Origin of the sequence: Plantibacter sp. ME-Dv--P-122b (assembly GCF_030209375.1) — a bacterium.
GTDB lineage: Bacteria > Actinomycetota > Actinomycetes > Actinomycetales > Microbacteriaceae > Plantibacter.
This window is the reverse complement of record NZ_JARVSC010000006.1, coordinates 335,797-350,446: the sequence shown is the minus strand read 5'-3', so window position 1 is coordinate 350,446 and position 14,650 is coordinate 335,797. Positions and strand designations below refer to the sequence as shown.

The 14,650-nt window shown below is 69.0% G+C and carries 13 protein-coding genes; 2 read left to right on the top strand and 11 right to left on the bottom strand.

Features of this window, described 5'->3' with window-relative positions; translation table 11 throughout:
- Nucleotides 1-82 precede the first annotated feature (82 nt).
- Together QRN19_RS14540 and glgB are read left to right on the top strand one after the other, a co-directional pair.
- Nucleotides 83-2,137 carry an alpha-1,4-glucan--maltose-1-phosphate maltosyltransferase gene (locus QRN19_RS14540; protein WP_285027740.1) on the top strand — a complete coding sequence of 685 codons (2,055 nt, stop codon included), beginning with the start codon at nt 83-85 and terminating at the stop codon, nt 2,135-2,137.
- A 65-nt stretch (nt 2,138-2,202) separates the two neighbouring features.
- On the top strand, nt 2,203-4,425 hold the full coding sequence (gene glgB / locus QRN19_RS14535; RefSeq protein ID WP_285027787.1) for a 1,4-alpha-glucan branching protein GlgB: 2,223 nt from the start codon (nt 2,203-2,205) through the stop codon (nt 4,423-4,425).
- Nucleotides 4,426-4,503: 78 nt separating this feature from the next.
- Here glgB and QRN19_RS14530 read toward each other — a convergent pair whose 3' ends face one another.
- The 11 genes from QRN19_RS14530 to rpsB all read right to left on the bottom strand — a co-directional run bounded on the left by QRN19_RS14530 (nt 4,504) and on the right by rpsB (nt 14,355).
- Nucleotides 4,504-5,484 carry a tetratricopeptide repeat protein gene (locus QRN19_RS14530; RefSeq protein ID WP_285027739.1) on the bottom strand — a complete coding sequence of 327 codons (981 nt, stop codon included), beginning with the start codon at nt 5,482-5,484 and terminating at the stop codon, nt 4,504-4,506.
- Nucleotides 5,481-7,340: a DUF8094 domain-containing protein gene (locus QRN19_RS14525; RefSeq protein ID WP_285027738.1), complete on the bottom strand. Its 1,860-nt coding sequence runs from the start codon at nt 7,338-7,340 to the stop codon at nt 5,481-5,483. The genes QRN19_RS14530 and QRN19_RS14525 overlap by 4 nt, the downstream gene beginning before the upstream one ends.
- Before the next feature lie 118 nt (nt 7,341-7,458).
- Nucleotides 7,459-8,202: an alpha/beta hydrolase gene (locus QRN19_RS14520; protein ID WP_285027737.1), complete on the bottom strand. Its 744-nt coding sequence runs from the start codon at nt 8,200-8,202 to the stop codon at nt 7,459-7,461.
- Nucleotides 8,203-8,254: 52 nt separating this feature from the next.
- A complete protein-coding gene (locus tag QRN19_RS14515) occupies nt 8,255-8,545 on the bottom strand; it encodes an Rv1322 family protein (protein ID WP_285027735.1) in 291 nt (96 codons plus the stop codon).
- A gap of 50 nt (nt 8,546-8,595) precedes the next feature.
- Nucleotides 8,596-9,264: an aggregation-promoting factor C-terminal-like domain-containing protein gene (locus tag QRN19_RS14510; protein ID WP_079705666.1), complete on the bottom strand. Its 669-nt coding sequence runs from the start codon at nt 9,262-9,264 to the stop codon at nt 8,596-8,598.
- Nucleotides 9,265-9,339: 75 nt separating this feature from the next.
- Nucleotides 9,340-9,903 carry a DivIVA domain-containing protein gene (locus QRN19_RS14505; protein ID WP_285027734.1) on the bottom strand — a complete coding sequence of 188 codons (564 nt, stop codon included), beginning with the start codon at nt 9,901-9,903 and terminating at the stop codon, nt 9,340-9,342.
- A 55-nt stretch (nt 9,904-9,958) separates the two neighbouring features.
- Nucleotides 9,959-11,005 (bottom strand): phosphatidate cytidylyltransferase, encoded by a 1,047-nt coding sequence (locus tag QRN19_RS14500; RefSeq protein WP_285027733.1) that lies wholly within the window; start codon nt 11,003-11,005, stop codon nt 9,959-9,961.
- Nucleotides 11,006-11,076: 71 nt separating this feature from the next.
- Nucleotides 11,077-11,631: a ribosome recycling factor gene (gene frr / locus QRN19_RS14495; RefSeq protein ID WP_285027730.1), complete on the bottom strand. Its 555-nt coding sequence runs from the start codon at nt 11,629-11,631 to the stop codon at nt 11,077-11,079.
- Between the two features lie 71 nt (nt 11,632-11,702).
- Entirely contained in the window at nt 11,703-12,416 is a 714-nt protein-coding gene (gene pyrH / locus QRN19_RS14490; RefSeq protein WP_285027728.1) for a UMP kinase, read from the bottom strand.
- A gap of 169 nt (nt 12,417-12,585) precedes the next feature.
- The gene (tsf, locus tag QRN19_RS14485; RefSeq protein ID WP_064295106.1) at nt 12,586-13,413 is read right to left on the bottom strand and encodes a translation elongation factor Ts; all 828 of its coding nucleotides are present in this window, start codon (nt 13,411-13,413) and stop codon (nt 12,586-12,588) included.
- An 18-nt stretch (nt 13,414-13,431) separates the two neighbouring features.
- Entirely contained in the window at nt 13,432-14,355 is a 924-nt protein-coding gene (gene rpsB / locus QRN19_RS14480) for a 30S ribosomal protein S2 (RefSeq protein WP_064295105.1), read from the bottom strand.
- Nucleotides 14,356-14,650 lie beyond the last annotated feature (295 nt).

Here is a 14,650-nt window from a genome sequence, read left to right as displayed (position 1 = left end):
CGCGACACCCCGCGCGCCCCTTCATCGGTGGTCGTTTCGCGGTACGGTCGGACCAGTGGCACCGAAGGAGATGGAACGCACTATGCCGAAGTCAGTACCGCAGTCCTCCACCGTCGACGACGCCGTACCGGTGTCGCTCACGCTGTCCCCGAGCATCGGGCGCATCCCGATCCTCGATCCGACCCCCTCGGTCGAAGGGGGCCGCTGGCCGGCCAAGGCGTTCTCGGGCGAGGTGGTGCCGTTCGGCGCGACCGCGTTCCGCGAAGGGCACGACCTCATCGGCGTGGAGCTCCTGCTGACCGATCCGCGCGGCAAGTCGGTCGCGCATCGGATGGCCCCCGGCGCCCCTGGCACGGACCGCTTCGAGGTCGAGGTCCAGCTCGCGACGGAGGGCACCTGGCGGTATCACGTCCGCGCCTTCGCCGACGAGTTCGCGACCTGGGAGCACAACGCGCGGGTCAAGATCGAGGCCGGCATCGATGTCGAGCTCATGTACCTGATCGGCGCCGAACTCCTCGAGCGCGCCGCAACGGACAAACTCCGCCCGGCGAAGGACCGCCGCTTCCTCACCGCCTCCGCCAAGCTCCTCCGCGACACCGACGCCGAGCCGGAAGCCCGGTTCGCGGTGCTCGACGACCCCGACCTCCTGGCCGTCGCCGACCGCCGACCGTTCGCCGGCCTCACGAGCACGAGCGACGAGCGGGTGGTCCGCGTCGAGCGCACCCGGGCCGGCGTCGGTTCCTGGTACGAGTTCTTCCCGCGGTCGGAGGGTGCCGAACGGAACCCGGACGGCTCCTGGACGTCAGGCACCTTCCGCAGCGCAGCCGGGCGGTTGCCGGCCGTCGCCGCGATGGGGTTCGACGTCCTGTACCTGCCGCCCATCCACCCCATCGGCGTGACGTTCCGCAAGGGACCGAACAACACCCTCACGCCCGGCGAGCACGACCCCGGCTCCCCCTGGGCGATCGGTGGTGCCGCGGGCGGTCACGACGCGATCCATCCCGATCTCGGCACCGAGAAGGACTTCGTCGCCTTCGTCCGTCAGGCGAAGAAGGTCGGCCTGGAGGTCGCCCTCGATCTCGCCCTGCAGGCGTCGCCGGACCACCCCTGGGTGACCGAGCACCCCGAGTGGTTCACGACCCTCCCCGACGGCACGATCGCGTACGCCGAGAACCCGCCGAAGAAGTACCAGGACATCTACCCGGTCAACTTCGACAACGACCCCGAGGGCATCCGGGCCGAGGTGCTGCGCATCGTCCGCCACTGGATCTCGCTCGGCGTCCGCATCTTCCGCGTCGACAACCCCCACACCAAGCCGCTCGACTTCTGGGAGTGGTTGCTCGCCACCGTCAACCGGACGGACCCCGACGTCGTGTTCCTCGCGGAGGCCTTCACCCGTCCGGCCCTGCTGCAGGGTCTGGCGAAGGTCGGGTTCCAGCAGAGCTACACCTACTTCACCTGGCGTAACACCAAGGAGGAGCTCGAGGAGTTCCTCGGCGCGGCAGCGACCGAGACCGCCGACTTCCTCCGGCCGAACCTGTTCGTCAACACGCCGGACATCCTCACCGAGTACCTCCAGTTCGGTGGTCGGGCGGCGTACAAGGTGCGTGCGGCGATCGCCGCGACAGCCGCACCGACGTGGGGCGTCTACGCCGGGTACGAGCTCATCGAGAACGTCGCCCGTCCCGGTGCCGAGGAGAACATCGACAGCGAGAAGTTCGAGTACCGTCCCCGGGACTGGGCCGCTGCGGAAGCCTCCGGCACCTCGCTGTCGCCGTACCTCACCCTGCTCAACCAGATCCGGCGTGCGCATCCCGCCCTCCGGCAGTTGCGCAACATCAGCTTCCACTGGAGCGACGACGACCAGATCCTCGTCTTCAGCAAGCATCTCGACCAGCGGTTCACCGGCACCGGCGAGCACGACACCCTGCTCGTCGTCGCCAACCTCGATCCGCACTCCGTCCGGCAGACCATGGTGCACCTCGACCAGACCGTGTTCGGGGGTGTTCCGGGCGGCAGCTTCGACGTCACGGACCTCGTCACGGGAGCCGAGTGGATCTGGTCCGACAGCAACTTCGTGCGCCTCGACGCCTTCACCGAGCCCGTGCACATCCTGAGCGTGAGGATCCGACCATGACGACCAGCCCTGTGACCCCAGACGGAGCCGCTTCACCGAAGCGCTCCGGCCGTCGAGCCGCACCGATGCCGGTCGACGCCGCACCGGCGCCCCGGGAACTCCCGCTCCCCTCCGTCGAAGACTGGATCCTCGACGCCGTCGCCGAGGGCCGCTACCACGATCCGCACCAGATCCTCGGCCAGCACCTGGTCGACCTCGGCGGGGTGAGCGACCCCCTCGTGGTCGTCCGCGCGCGGCGGCCGCTGGCCGAGCAGGTGACCGCCGTGCTCGCCAACGGCGCGCGCGTCGAGCTCGCACACGTCCGCGCCGGCATCTGGCAGGGCTTCCACGTCGACGGCATCATCGACTACACGCTCGACGCCCGCTACAGCGACGGGTCGATCTGGAACGCAGACGACCCGTACCGCTTCGCGCCGTCGATCGGCGAACTCGACCTGCACCTCATCGGCGAGGGACGCCACGAACGACTCTGGGACGCCCTCGGCGCACACGTCACCGAGCTGCGTGGGGTCACCGAGTCGGTCGCCGGCACCGCGTTCGCCGTCTGGGCACCCCACGCACGCGCGGTGCGGGTCATCGGCGACCTCAACTCCTGGGACGGCACGGCGCACGCCATGCGCAACATGGGTGCGACAGGCGTCTGGGAGCTGTTCATCCCGACCATCGGCGTCGGCGAGCTGTACCGCTTCGAGATCCTGACCCAGCACGGCGACTGGGTCCGTCGGTCCGACCCGATGGCCCGGTTCACCGAGCGCTCCCCCGCCACCGCATCCGTGACCGGCGTCAGCGACTACCGCTGGACCGACGAGGCGTGGCTCGATCGGCGGGCCGCGAGCGATCCGCACAACGGCCCGATGAGCGTCTACGAGCTGCACGTCGGCTCCTGGCGGCCCGGGCTCGGCTACCGGGACCTCGCGGACCAGCTCATCGAGTACATCGCGGAGCTCGGCTACACGCACGTCGAGTTCATGCCGCTCGCCGAGCACCCCTTCGGCGGTTCCTGGGGCTACCAGGTCACCGGCTACTACGCGCCGACGAGCCGCTTCGGTTCGAGCGACGACCTCAAGTACCTGATCGACCGTCTCCACGGCGCGGGGATCGGTGTCCTCATGGACTGGGTGCCCGGCCACTTCCCGAAGGACGAGTGGGCCCTCGCGAACTTCGACGGTCAACCCCTCTACGAGCACCCCGACCCGAGACGTGGCGAACAGCCGGACTGGGGCACGCTCGTCTTCGACTTCGGGCAGCCCCAGGTCAAGAACTTCCTCGTGGCGAACGCCCTCTACTGGCTCGAGGAGTTCCACGTCGACGGCCTGCGCGTCGACGCCGTCGCCTCGATGCTGTACCTCGACTACTCGCGGAAGGACGGCGAGTGGCTGCCGAACGTCCACGGCGGGCGTGAGAACCTCGAAGCGATCAGTCTCCTCCAGGAGGCGAACGCGACGGCCTACCGGCGGAACCCGGGCATCGTGATGATCGCCGAGGAGTCGACGAGTTGGCCTGGCGTCACTGCGCCGACGAGCGAGGGCGGACTCGGCTTCGGCTTGAAATGGAACATGGGCTGGATGCACGACTCGCTCCAGTACATCGAGCACGACCCGCTCTACCGGTCACACCACCACGGCGAGATCACCTTCTCGATGGTGTACGCCTTCAGCGAGAGCTTCCTCCTGCCGATCAGCCACGACGAGGTCGTCCACGGCAAGGGGTCCCTCCTCGCGAAGATGCCCGGTGACCACTGGCAGCAACTCGCGAACATGCGGGCCTACCTCGCCTTCATGTGGGCCCACCCCGGCAAACAGTTGCTCTTCATGGGCCAGGAGTTCGGTCAGCCCTCCGAGTGGTCGGAAGAACGCGGTCTGGACTGGTGGATCCTGGACCAGCCGAGCCACCGGGCACTGCTCGGCCTCGTGTCCCGGCTCAACGCCGTGTACACGGACCACCCGGCTCTCTGGGCCCTCGACCACGACAACGCCGGCTTCGAATGGCTCGACGCCGGGGACGCGCAGAACAGCGTGCTCTCCTTCCTGCGCTGGGACGACGACGGCAACGTGATCGCCGCGCTCGTCAACTTCTCCGGCGCCCCCGTCGGCCCGTACCGGGTCGGTCTGCCTCGCGCGGGTCGGTGGGAGGAACTCCTCAACACCGATGCCGTGGAGTACGGCGGATCCGGCGTGGGCAACTACGGATCGATCGAGGCGTCGGCATCACCGTGGGCGGGACGCCCGGCTTCCGCCGAGCTCACGCTGCCCCCGCTCGGCATGATCTGGCTCAAGCACGTCGGCTGACCAGGCTTCCGCGGCACCCGGATGCACGACGAAGGCCCGCCTCCTGAGGGAGGCGGGCCTTCGTCGTGCATCGGTCGGTCAGTAGAGCAGGCCGGTCAACCGGGCCCTGGCCTTCATGACGCGCGGGTCGGTCACCCCTGCGACCTGGAACAGCTCGAGCAGGCGCGTCCGGACGGTGTCCTTGCCCGACTGGTCGAGGTCGGGGAACAGCGTCAGCAGACGGTCGAAGGCGTCCTCGAGGTGCCCTCCGGAGAGGTCGAGGTCGGCGACGGTCAGCTGGGCGTCGAGATCGTCGGGAGCGGCGGCCGCTCGTCCGCGGATCTCATCGAGGGTCTTCCCTGTGAGGCGGTGCAGCAGACGGACCTGGGCGAGGCCGGCCACAGCCATGTCGTCCTTCGGGTTCTGCGCGATGGCCTTCTCATACGCGGCGATGGCCGTCGGGTAGTCGGCGCGCTCGATGGCCTCGTACGCCTCGGCGTGGAGGGGCGGCAGCGGCTCTTCCACGGGCTCGGCGGGGGCTGCAGCGTCGCCATCGGCGACGACGGCCCGACCGGGGACCCCGTTCTGCTCGGCCAGCTGCAGCAACTGCTCGATCACGTCGCGCACCTGCGACTCCGGGATCGCGCCGTTGAACATCGGCACCGGGCGTCCACCCACGACGGCGACGACCATCGGGATCGACTGCGCCTGGAAGGCTTGGGAGAGCTGCGGGTTCGCGTCGACGTCCACCTTGGCGAGGACGAAGCGGCCGGCGTATTCCGCGGCGAGGCGCTCGAGCACCGGCGAGAGCTGCTTGCACGGCCCGCACCATTCGGCCCAGAGGTCGATGACGACGGGGACCACGGAGGACAGCTCGACGACCTGTCCGAACCCGTCGTCCGTCGCGTCGAAGACGAGGGACGGGACCTGGACGGTCTGGTCGGTCGTCGCGCCGGGCGCTTCTGCAGGCGCGCCTGCTTGCGTCGGCGCGCCGGCGGGCGGCGTCTGGTGGCGACGCGCGAGGCCGGAGAGGTCGACGGCGCCACGCAGGTGTGCTGCGCTCGGCTCCGCGGCACTCACGGGAGCTCCGATGCGGCGATGAGGGATTGGGTGAATCCGAGCAAGGTGATCTTCTCTCCGGAGTTGACGGCTGGCACGTAGAACAGGAGCTGGTCGCCGTAGGTGGCCTGTGTCCCCTTCGCGCTCTCGGTGATCCCGGAGAGCGCGGCGACGGCACCCTGAGGTTTCACGGTAGCACCGGCTGTGACGACGGAGACCACCTCGCCCTCCTGCACGTTGACGGCGACGATCGCACCCGAGTCGTTGGTCGCCAGCGCGACATTCGGGCCGGTACCGGCGGCCGCCGAGAAGGCGATGCTCGCCGTGGTGGGGAGGCTGGCGGCCTTCGTCGCGCGGTCCGCGGCGACCTGCGTGCGGAAGACGTCGCCATCTGCGTTGAACAAGGCAGCGAAGGTGCTCGCGTCGCCGTTCGTGATGATGTCGGCGTAGGCAGCAGCGATCTCCTCCGGCGGCATCACGAGCAGCTTCGAGTCCGGCGGGACGCTCGCGGCACCGATGGTCGCGGGCGCGACGTTCTCGAGTCGGGCGCCCTCGAGGAGCTTCTCCGCGTAGACGACCTGGTAGTTCGACCGCGGGTCCTGCTGAGTCATCACGAGGACCGTCGGCGACACCGTCTCGTCGGCCTTGTCCTGGATGGCGGTCATGACCGTCCGTGGCCAGGCGTCTGTGGCCTGAGGCAGGGTGAGCGTGACGGGCGAGGCGGGGATGGGGGTCGCTCCGGCGGCGTCGGCCACCTTCGAGCGGAGGGCGTAGTTCGCGGTGCGCTCTTCGAGCGCCGGCCCGGAGAACCGGACGGCCGCAGCGGTGCCGTCGAGCGCAGCATCGGCCTCGGACGCCGCCGTCGAGATCCGCGACACGATCCGTTCGACCTGTGGCACGGTGACGACGGGCGCCGCGAAGTCCTGGTCCTGGCTGTCGGCCGGCAGGTCCGTCGCCGTGACGGTGGGCGTCGGTGACGGCGCTCCGATGGTCGGCCAGTAGTCCTGGGAGCAGCCGCTCAGGCCGAGCGTGCCGATGAGGACGAGCGGGACGCCCACGACGAGGGAGCGGCGGAGCGGGGAGCGCTTCGTCTTGCCGGCCCCGAGTTCACGGGGGCGGCGCGGCTTCGGTTGTCTCGACATCTTCGTGATGCCCTTCTGTCCTTGTCCCGGACCCTTGCGACGCGGCCCTCGCGAGCGACGCATGCGCTGGATCCCCGAGAGGTAGAGCACGATGCCGGCGAGGAGCACGAGGATGCCACCGGCGATCAGCGGACCGGCCCACGGGGTGGCGTTGTCGAGTGGCCAGGAGAGGCGGAGGGAATCCGGAGCGGCGGCCGTACCGTCGGTCGCGATGAGCACGTCGATGTCCTTAGGCAGGTTCATCGTCGCGATGACCGCCCCCGCCTCGTCGTACTCGCCGAGCCAGAGGTCGGATCCGCGCGGGTCCGGGCCCTTCTCGGAGGTGGTGTCGTCGGTGGCCTCGGGGGCCGGCGTCGCCGACGGCTCCGGACTCGGGGTCGCCCCGTCGTCGGTCGCGTCCGCCTCGGCGGTGACGGTGGTGGTCGTCAGGGCGGTGCCGGCGCTGTTGACGCCGACGCGGCTATAGGGCTCGTCGCCGAGCCAGGCCGTGATGTCGTCGGAGCGCCCGTAGCTCATGAACACCTGGGTGTCGCCGCCCGCGCCCGCCACGATGGACTGCGCTCCCGGCTGCGACTGCAGCACGCTCCCGGGGATGACGATGAACCGATCACCGCTGTCGACCGTCGTGGACAGGCTGAAGGTGCCGGGCGAGAGGAACACGGTCCGTTGCGCGATTCCCGTCACGATCATGACGGCTGCCACGACGAACGCGGCGATTGCGAGAACGAAACGCACGGATTACTCTCCTCTGGCGTCGGAGCGACGCGGGTGATCCTGCGTCCGACGGGATCCGGCGGGTCGGGCCGGCAGGAGACGCAGGTGGTTCAGGCTATCGGAAATGACTGGGAGGCGGCTAGACGGCCGCTGGGAGGCCGGGAGCCGGCCAATGGGTCGGGAGCGGCAGCGCCTCGGGACGCACTGCTGCGACGATCTCGGAGAGCACGCGCCGGGTCTGGCTCTCCCCCACCCACAGGTGCTTGGCACCGTCCACCGGGACGAGAGTGGCCCCCGGGAGGACGCTGAACCGTTCCGCCGCTTCCGCGGGTCGGAGGTAGTCGTCGAACTCGGGCACGAGGACGACCATCGGCCGGTCGTCGCCGGCCCAGGCCCGGAGCTCGTCCTCCGTCGTGCGGTGCAGCGGCGGCGAGAGGAGGATCACGCCGTCGACGGCCGGGTCGCGCCCGTACTTCAAGGCCAGCTCGGTCCCGAACGACCATCCGACGATCCACGGATGCGGAAGCCCGCGCTCGGCCACGAACGCCAGCGCGGCCTCGACATCGGCCCGCTCGCCGACACCGCCGTCGAACGCGCCGTCGCTCGTCCCTCGAGGAGACGAGGTGCCGCGCGTGTTGAAGCGGAGCACGGCGATCCCCGCGAGCGCAGGGAGGCGCGCCGCGGCCTTCCGGAGCACATGGGAGTCCATGAACCCGCCGGCTGTCGGCAGTGGGTGGAGCGTCACCAGGGTCGCGACGATCTCGCCGTCGGCCGGAACCGCGAGCTCGCCGACGAGGGTCAGGCCGTCGGCCGTGTGCAGCTCGATCTCCTCGCGGACGGCGGGGAGCTCGGCGCCACCCCGGATCTCGATGGTGTCGGTCATGAGTGAGTCCTCCGGGGCGGTGTGGTCGGGTCGAGTCGTGGCGCGCTGGCGTTCACCGGATCCGCCAGCAGTGGGAGTGCCAGTGCCGCCGCGCGGCGATGTCGGCCTGGTCGCCCAGGACGCCGTCGGCACGCCACGTCACCACGTGGGCGGTGCCGGGCGGGATGGACTGTCCGCATCCGGGACACACATAGGTCTTCTGCGCACTGGATCCGGTGACGGGTTGGACGAACCAGGATCCGTCGCGATGGTCCTCCGTGCGTTTCCACCCTGCCATCAGCCGTTCGAGACCGTTGCCCTCGTCGTCGCCGGGCCGTGGCCGATGGCGGTGGTGTCGGGGCATGGGTCAATTCTAGGCCGAGCCTCCACGACCGTGTCGGGAGGCGGTTCCGGTCAGTACCAGCCGTTGGACTCCGAGTGCGCCCACGCGCCACACGGCGTGCTGTACCGGCTCGTGATGTACCCGAGACCCCAGGTGATCTGCGTCGCGGGGTTGGTCGCCCAGTCGGCTCCGGCCGAGGCCATCTTGGAGCCGGGAAGCGCCTGCGGGATGCCCGTGGCACCGGAGCTGGCGTTGTAGGCGTACACGTTCCAACCCGACTCTCGGTTCCACAGGGAGACGAGGCAGCTGTACTCTCCCTCGCCCCAACCGTTGGCCATGACCATGTCGTAGGCGATGGCCTGAGCCGTACCCGGGTCGGGCGTGCCTGCCGCGGGAGCGCTGCCCGTGGACGAGGAACCGCCGCCGGTCGCTGCCGGCGTCGCCACGGGGGGCGGCGGGGGCGGTGCGACGACCTCGTAGCTGTCGCGGGCGAAGGTGTACTGGTAGTTCGAGCTCGCGACGACGGACTGCGCGGCGTTACCGCCGAACTGCGCCTGCTTCTCCGCATAGGAGGACGCCACGACGCTCGAGGTCGGGTCGACCATCGTCACGGCGACGAAGCCGAACGCAGCCGTCGCGGCGAAGATCCCGAGGACCTTCTTACCGCGAGAACGCGGCCGACGGTAGGGCTGAACTGCCTTACCGGTGTTCGGCTGGGCTGATGGTTTCCACGGGGTCACGTCAGTTGAGTCTTGAGGCACGATGCATCGATGGTAGCCGAGAATGCCTGATCAGGCCACCTGGTCGCCCGACGCTCAGCGAACCGCCAGCATGACGTCCACGACGCTGTCGAGGAGTGCGTCGACCTGCGACTCGCGGTATCCGGCCCATTCGTTGCGGAACACGGCCGTGCGGACGCGGTCGACGTTGAGCGGTGTGCCGTCGTGGAAGTATGCGACGAGGCGGTCCGCGAGGGCGTCCACGTCCTTCCGGCTGTAGCCGCGGGCGAGCAGGCTCACGCGCTGGAACCGCTGGCCTTCCGGCCTCGTCAGCCGGTTGAGGATGACCTGCGCGGTGCCCCGGGCATCGCGCAGCCATTCCTTGGCGCCACGTTCTTCGACCGACCGCTCCCGCTCCCGGAGCGAGAAGGCGTCCTCGAGTCGCTCGAGGGCCGCGTCGACGTGCTCGGTGCTGTAGCCACCCCGCACGAGCCGGAACGCGACGTGGCGGATGTCCTCCGCGGTCAGGATCGCATCCGCGTCGGCGTCGGCGTCGGCGTCCTGCCCGTAGGCGGCGCGAGCGCGGTCGAGGAACTCGTCGACCTCGGCCGGATCGTAGCCACGCTTCGAACGTTTGGAGGTGGGGAAGATCGTGCTCACCGGACCATTCTCCCCCATGAGGGACTGATCGGGCGAAATCGGACCGAGCCGGGACTCAGACCGCGAGCCCACCGAACACGAGGTAGACCACGTACGCGACGACCGCCGACGGCAGGATCGAGTCCAGGCGGTCGAGGAATCCCCCGTGTCCGGGCAGCCACGAGCTCATGTCCTTCACGCCGATGTCGCGCTTGATGAGCGATTCCGCGAGGTCTCCGACGGTGGCGCTCCCGAGCAGCAACAGGCCGAGCAGCACACCGACCCACCACGGAACACCGAGCATGAGGATCGCGAGCAGCACGCCGGCCACGACCGAGACGACGCCTGCCCCGGCGAAGCCCTCCCAGGTCTTGTTCGGGCTGATCACCGGCGCCATCTTGTGCTTGCCGAACGACAGGCCGCTCACGTAGGCGCCGACGTCGACGCAGATCACGAGGATCAGGAAGGCGAGCGTCCACCATTCGCCCTCGGGCTGGGCGACCAGGAAGACGGCGAAGGAGGCGAGGAAGGGGACGTAGACCTGGATGAACGTCCCGGACGCGAGGTCGCGGACGAGTGTGGGGAGGTCGGTCCGCTTCGAAGCGATGGCCTGCTCGGCCAGGCGCCAGACGATGACGAGCAGGATGCCGAGGAGGACGACGGACCAGCGCCAGACGTCGTGGAGGAAGAACGCCGCCGGCTGCATCGCGACGGCCGAGATGACGGTCGGGATCGCCGGCACCCGGCGCCCGGTCTGCTCGAGGGCCTTCCGCAGCTCCAGCGTGGCGAACGCCACGACGGCCGAGGCCAGGACGACGAAGATCACCTTGAAGATGATCAGACTCACGAGCATGATGCCGCCCGCGGCCACCCCGATGAGGATGGCGTTCACCAGGTTGCGGCCGACGCGCGCCTCGATGCGTTCGTTCGTCGCATCGAACTGCGCCTTCGTCGCCTGGACCTGCCGTTCGATGTCGGCACGTTTGGCGTCGACCTGCCGCTCGAACTTCGCGCGGCGGTCCTTCAGCTGGGACCGCAACTCCTGCGAGCCCGACTTGCCGGACCGGCCGGGCTCGGGCTTCGACGGATCGCTCGATCGCCCGGGAGCGACATCGTCTTCCACAGGTACCTCCAGCGGGCGTGCCGTCGGTCGAGGGACCGGTCGGCGAACGGAATCAGCGGTGGGACAGCGGCTCAGATGGAGAGCAGCTCGGTCTCCTTGGCCTTCAGCGCGGCGTCGACGGCGTCGATGTGCGACTTCGTGACGACCTCGAGCTCCTTCTCGCCGCGTGCGACGTCGTCATCGCCGACCTCGCTCTTGAGCGCCTCGAGGTCATCCTTGCCCTTGCGACGGATGTTGCGGATCGACACCTTCGCATCTTCACCCTTGCCGCGGACGATCTTGACGTACTCCTTGCGACGCTCAGCGGTCAGTTCGGGCATGGTGACCCGGATGACGGTGCCGTCGTTCGTCGGGTTCGCGCCGAGGTTCGGGATGTCGCGGATCGCCTGCTCGATGTCGCGCAGTACGGACTTGTCGTAGGGCGTCACGACGATCGTGCGAGCTTCCTGGTTCTGCAGGGAGGCGAGCTGCGCCAGCGGCGTCGGCGTGCCGTAGTAGCTCACCAGGACCTTCTGGAACAGCTGGGGGTTGGCGCGACCCGTACGCACCGTGGCGAAGTCATCCTTCGCGGCCTCGACGGCCTTCGACATCCGGGTACCAACATCCGAGAGGACATCCGCGATCACGAGCACTCCTTTGATTGCATTACTGGGTTCAGTCTAGTCGGGCGGCGGGCCTCGGCCTGGCCGCCCTCCGCCTAGGCGGAGGTGACGAGGGTGCCGATCACGGCACCGCGGATGGCCGCCGTGACGTTGCCGGCCGGCTCCATGCCGAAGACGCGCATCGGCATGCCGTTGTCCATGCAGAGGCTGAAGGCCGTCGAGTCGACGACCTTGAGGCCGCGCTGGAGCGCCTCCTGATAGGAGATGGTGTCGATCTTCGTCGCGGTCGGGTCGACGCGGGGGTCGGCGGTGTAGACGCCGTCGACGCCGTTCTTGGCGACGAGGACCTCGACGGCTCCGATCTCGAGCGCGCGCTGTGCCGAGACGGTGTCGGTCGAGAAGTACGGGAGTCCGGCGCCCGCTCCGAAGATGACGACGCGACCCTTCTCGAGGTGTCGCTCGGCGCGGAGCGGGATGTACGGCTCGGCAACCTGCGTCATCGCGATGGCCGACTGCACGCGCGTGGCGGCGCCGGCCTGCTCCAGGAAGTCCTGGAGCGCCAGGGCGTTCATGACCGTTCCGAGCATGCCCATGTAGTCGGCTCGGCCGCGGTCCATGCCGCGCTGGCTGAGCTCGGCTCCGCGGAAGAAGTTGCCGCCTCCGACGACCACTGCGACCTCGACCTCGGCGGTCGCCTCAGCGATCTCGCGGGCGATCGACCCGACCACGTCGGGGTTGACGCCCAACTGGCCGCCTCCGAACGCCTCACCTGACAGCTTGAGCAGTACCCTGCGCTTCTTCTCCGGCATCCGCCTGTCCTTCCTCGTCCCTCACACAACTTAGCGTCAGGAGCCGCCCGCTGTCCGCGACAGCCGTCGACTCGCTGGCTGGATCGTCACCGATCCCACGTGCACGGGTATGCCCGCGCACGCAAAGGGGTCCGGATCGCCACTGGCGATCCGGACCCCGTCACAACTGCTACGCGCCGACCTTGAAGCGGGCGAACCCGGTCACGGTGAGGCCCGCGTCAGCGAGCACCTTCTGCACGGACAGTTTGTTGTCCTTGGCGTAGTCCTGCTCGAGGAGCGCGACCTGCTTGAAGTACGAGGTCACGCGGCCCTCGACGATCTTCGGCAGTGCAGCCTCGGGCTTGCCCTCGTTCTTCGAGATCTCGGTGACGATCTCGCGCTCCTTCTCGACCTCGTCGGCCGGGACGTCGTCGCGGCTGAGGTAGGACGGGTTGGCGAACGAGATGTGCTGCGCGATGCTGCGAGCCGTCTCCGCGTCGTCGCCCGTGTAGCCGACAACCACGCCGACCTGCGCGGGCAGGTCCTTGTTGGTCTTGTGGAGGTAGACGGCGAAGTGCTCACCGTGCACCACCGCGAGGCGGCGGAGCTCGAACTTCTCACCGATGATCGCAGCGGAGTCCGCGATGACCTCGGCGACGGTCTTGCCGTCGGCCGGAGCCGCGTTCCCCTCTTCGACGGTGGTCGCGCCGGCGGCGACGACTGCGTCGAGGACGAGGTCGGCCAGAGCGAGGAACTTCTCGCCCTTCGCGACGAAGTCGGTCTCGCAGGCGAGCTCAATGAGCGTGGCGGTGTCGCCGTTCTCTTTCGCGGCGACGAGGCCCTCGCTCGTGGAGCGGTCGGCACGCTTCGCGTTGCCCTTCGCACCCTTGAGACGCAGGATCTCGGTCGCCTTCTCGACGTCGCCATCCGCTTCGACGAGTGCGTTCTTGGTGTCGACCATGCCGGTGCCGAGCTGCTCGCGCAGCACCTTCAGGTCAGCGAGAGAAAAGTTGGCCATTGCTGGTGTCCTCCTTGATTACTTCTCGTCGGCGACGACGGCGGCAGCTGCGCCCTCGGCGTCGGCGGCGGACTCGGTTGCAGCGACCTCGACGTCTTCGACAGCCGGGGCTGCCTCGACGGCGTCGGTTGCGGCGATCGCCTCATCGGCGACCTTCTCGGTCTCGGCGGAACCCTGCTCGCCGCCCTGGAGCAGCTCCTGCTCCCACTCGGCGAGCGGCTCGGCCGGGGCGTCGCCCTCGGTCGGCTTCTGGTGGCGCTGGATGAGACCCTCGGCGGCGGCGTCGGCGATGATGCGCGTCAGCAGGCCGACGGAACGGATCGCGTCGTCGTTACCCGGGATCGGGTAGGTGACCTCGTCGGGGTCGCAGTTGGTGTCGAGGATGCCGATGACCGGGATGCCGAGCTTGCGCGCCTCGTCGATCGCGAGGTGCTCCTTCTTGGTGTCGACGACCCAGAGCGCCGACGGCGTCTTCGAGAGGTTGCGGATACCACCGAGCGACTTGTGGAGCTTGTCCAGCTCGCGCTTCTTGATGAGGAGTTCCTTCTTGGTGAAGCCGCTCTTGGAGGCGTCTTCGAAGTCGAGCTCCTCGAGCTCCTTCATGCGGGCGAGTCGCTTCGACACCGTCTGGAAGTTGGTGAGGAGGCCACCGAGCCAACGCTGGTTGACGTAGGGCTGGCCGACGCGCGTCGCCTGCTCGGCGATGACTTCCTGCGCCTGCTTCTTCGTGCCGACGAAGAGGATGGTGCCGCCGTGGGCGACCGTCTCCTTGACGAAGTCGAAGGCCTGGTCGATGTACCCGAGCGACTGCTGCAGGTCGATGATGTAGATGCCGGAACGCTCGGTGAAGATGAAGCGCTTCATCTTCGGGTTCCAACGGCGGGTCTGGTGCCCGAAGTGCACGCCGCTGTCGAGCAGCTGGCGGATGGTTACGACGGCCATGAGCCGTTCTCCTGTTCTGCGCTCGCCACCGCGCCGCTGACGCGGACGGGTGGGAGTGCCTCGGTTGTCTGACGGACCGGATGGCCTCGTCCCTGGTGCCCGGCGCACGTCCGCCACGCTCCGGAGAGCGAGGACCGATTGGAAGTGGTGGCCGAAATGGCACGCGTAGTCACCCCGACGAGCGAGGTGCTCCGTTCAGCATAGCATCAGGCCACCGTGATGACGGCGCTCCACAGGCCGTCCGACCAGGTCCCTCTCCCCGCTCCGAGGCGCCCACCCGCCCTCGCTCTCCCGG

Excerpts from the sequence above, each read along its gene's own strand:
- QRN19_RS14540 (WP_285027740.1), top strand. The coding sequence starts at position 83 with ATGCCGAAGTCAGTACCGCAGTCCTCCACCGTCGACGACGCCGTACCG.
- glgB (WP_285027787.1), top strand. The coding sequence starts at position 2,203 with ATGCCGGTCGACGCCGCACCGGCGCCCCGGGAACTCCCGCTCCCCTCC.
- QRN19_RS14520 (WP_285027737.1), bottom strand. The coding sequence starts at position 8,202 with ATGACCGACACCATCGAGATCCGGGGTGGCGCCGAGCTCCCCGCCGTC.
- QRN19_RS14515 (WP_285027735.1), bottom strand. The coding sequence starts at position 8,545 with ATGCCCCGACACCACCGCCATCGGCCACGGCCCGGCGACGACGAGGGC.
- pyrH (WP_285027728.1), bottom strand. The coding sequence starts at position 12,416 with ATGCCGGAGAAGAAGCGCAGGGTACTGCTCAAGCTGTCAGGTGAGGCG.
- tsf (WP_064295106.1), bottom strand. The coding sequence starts at position 13,413 with ATGGCCAACTTTTCTCTCGCTGACCTGAAGGTGCTGCGCGAGCAGCTC.
- rpsB (WP_064295105.1), bottom strand. The coding sequence starts at position 14,355 with ATGGCCGTCGTAACCATCCGCCAGCTGCTCGACAGCGGCGTGCACTTC.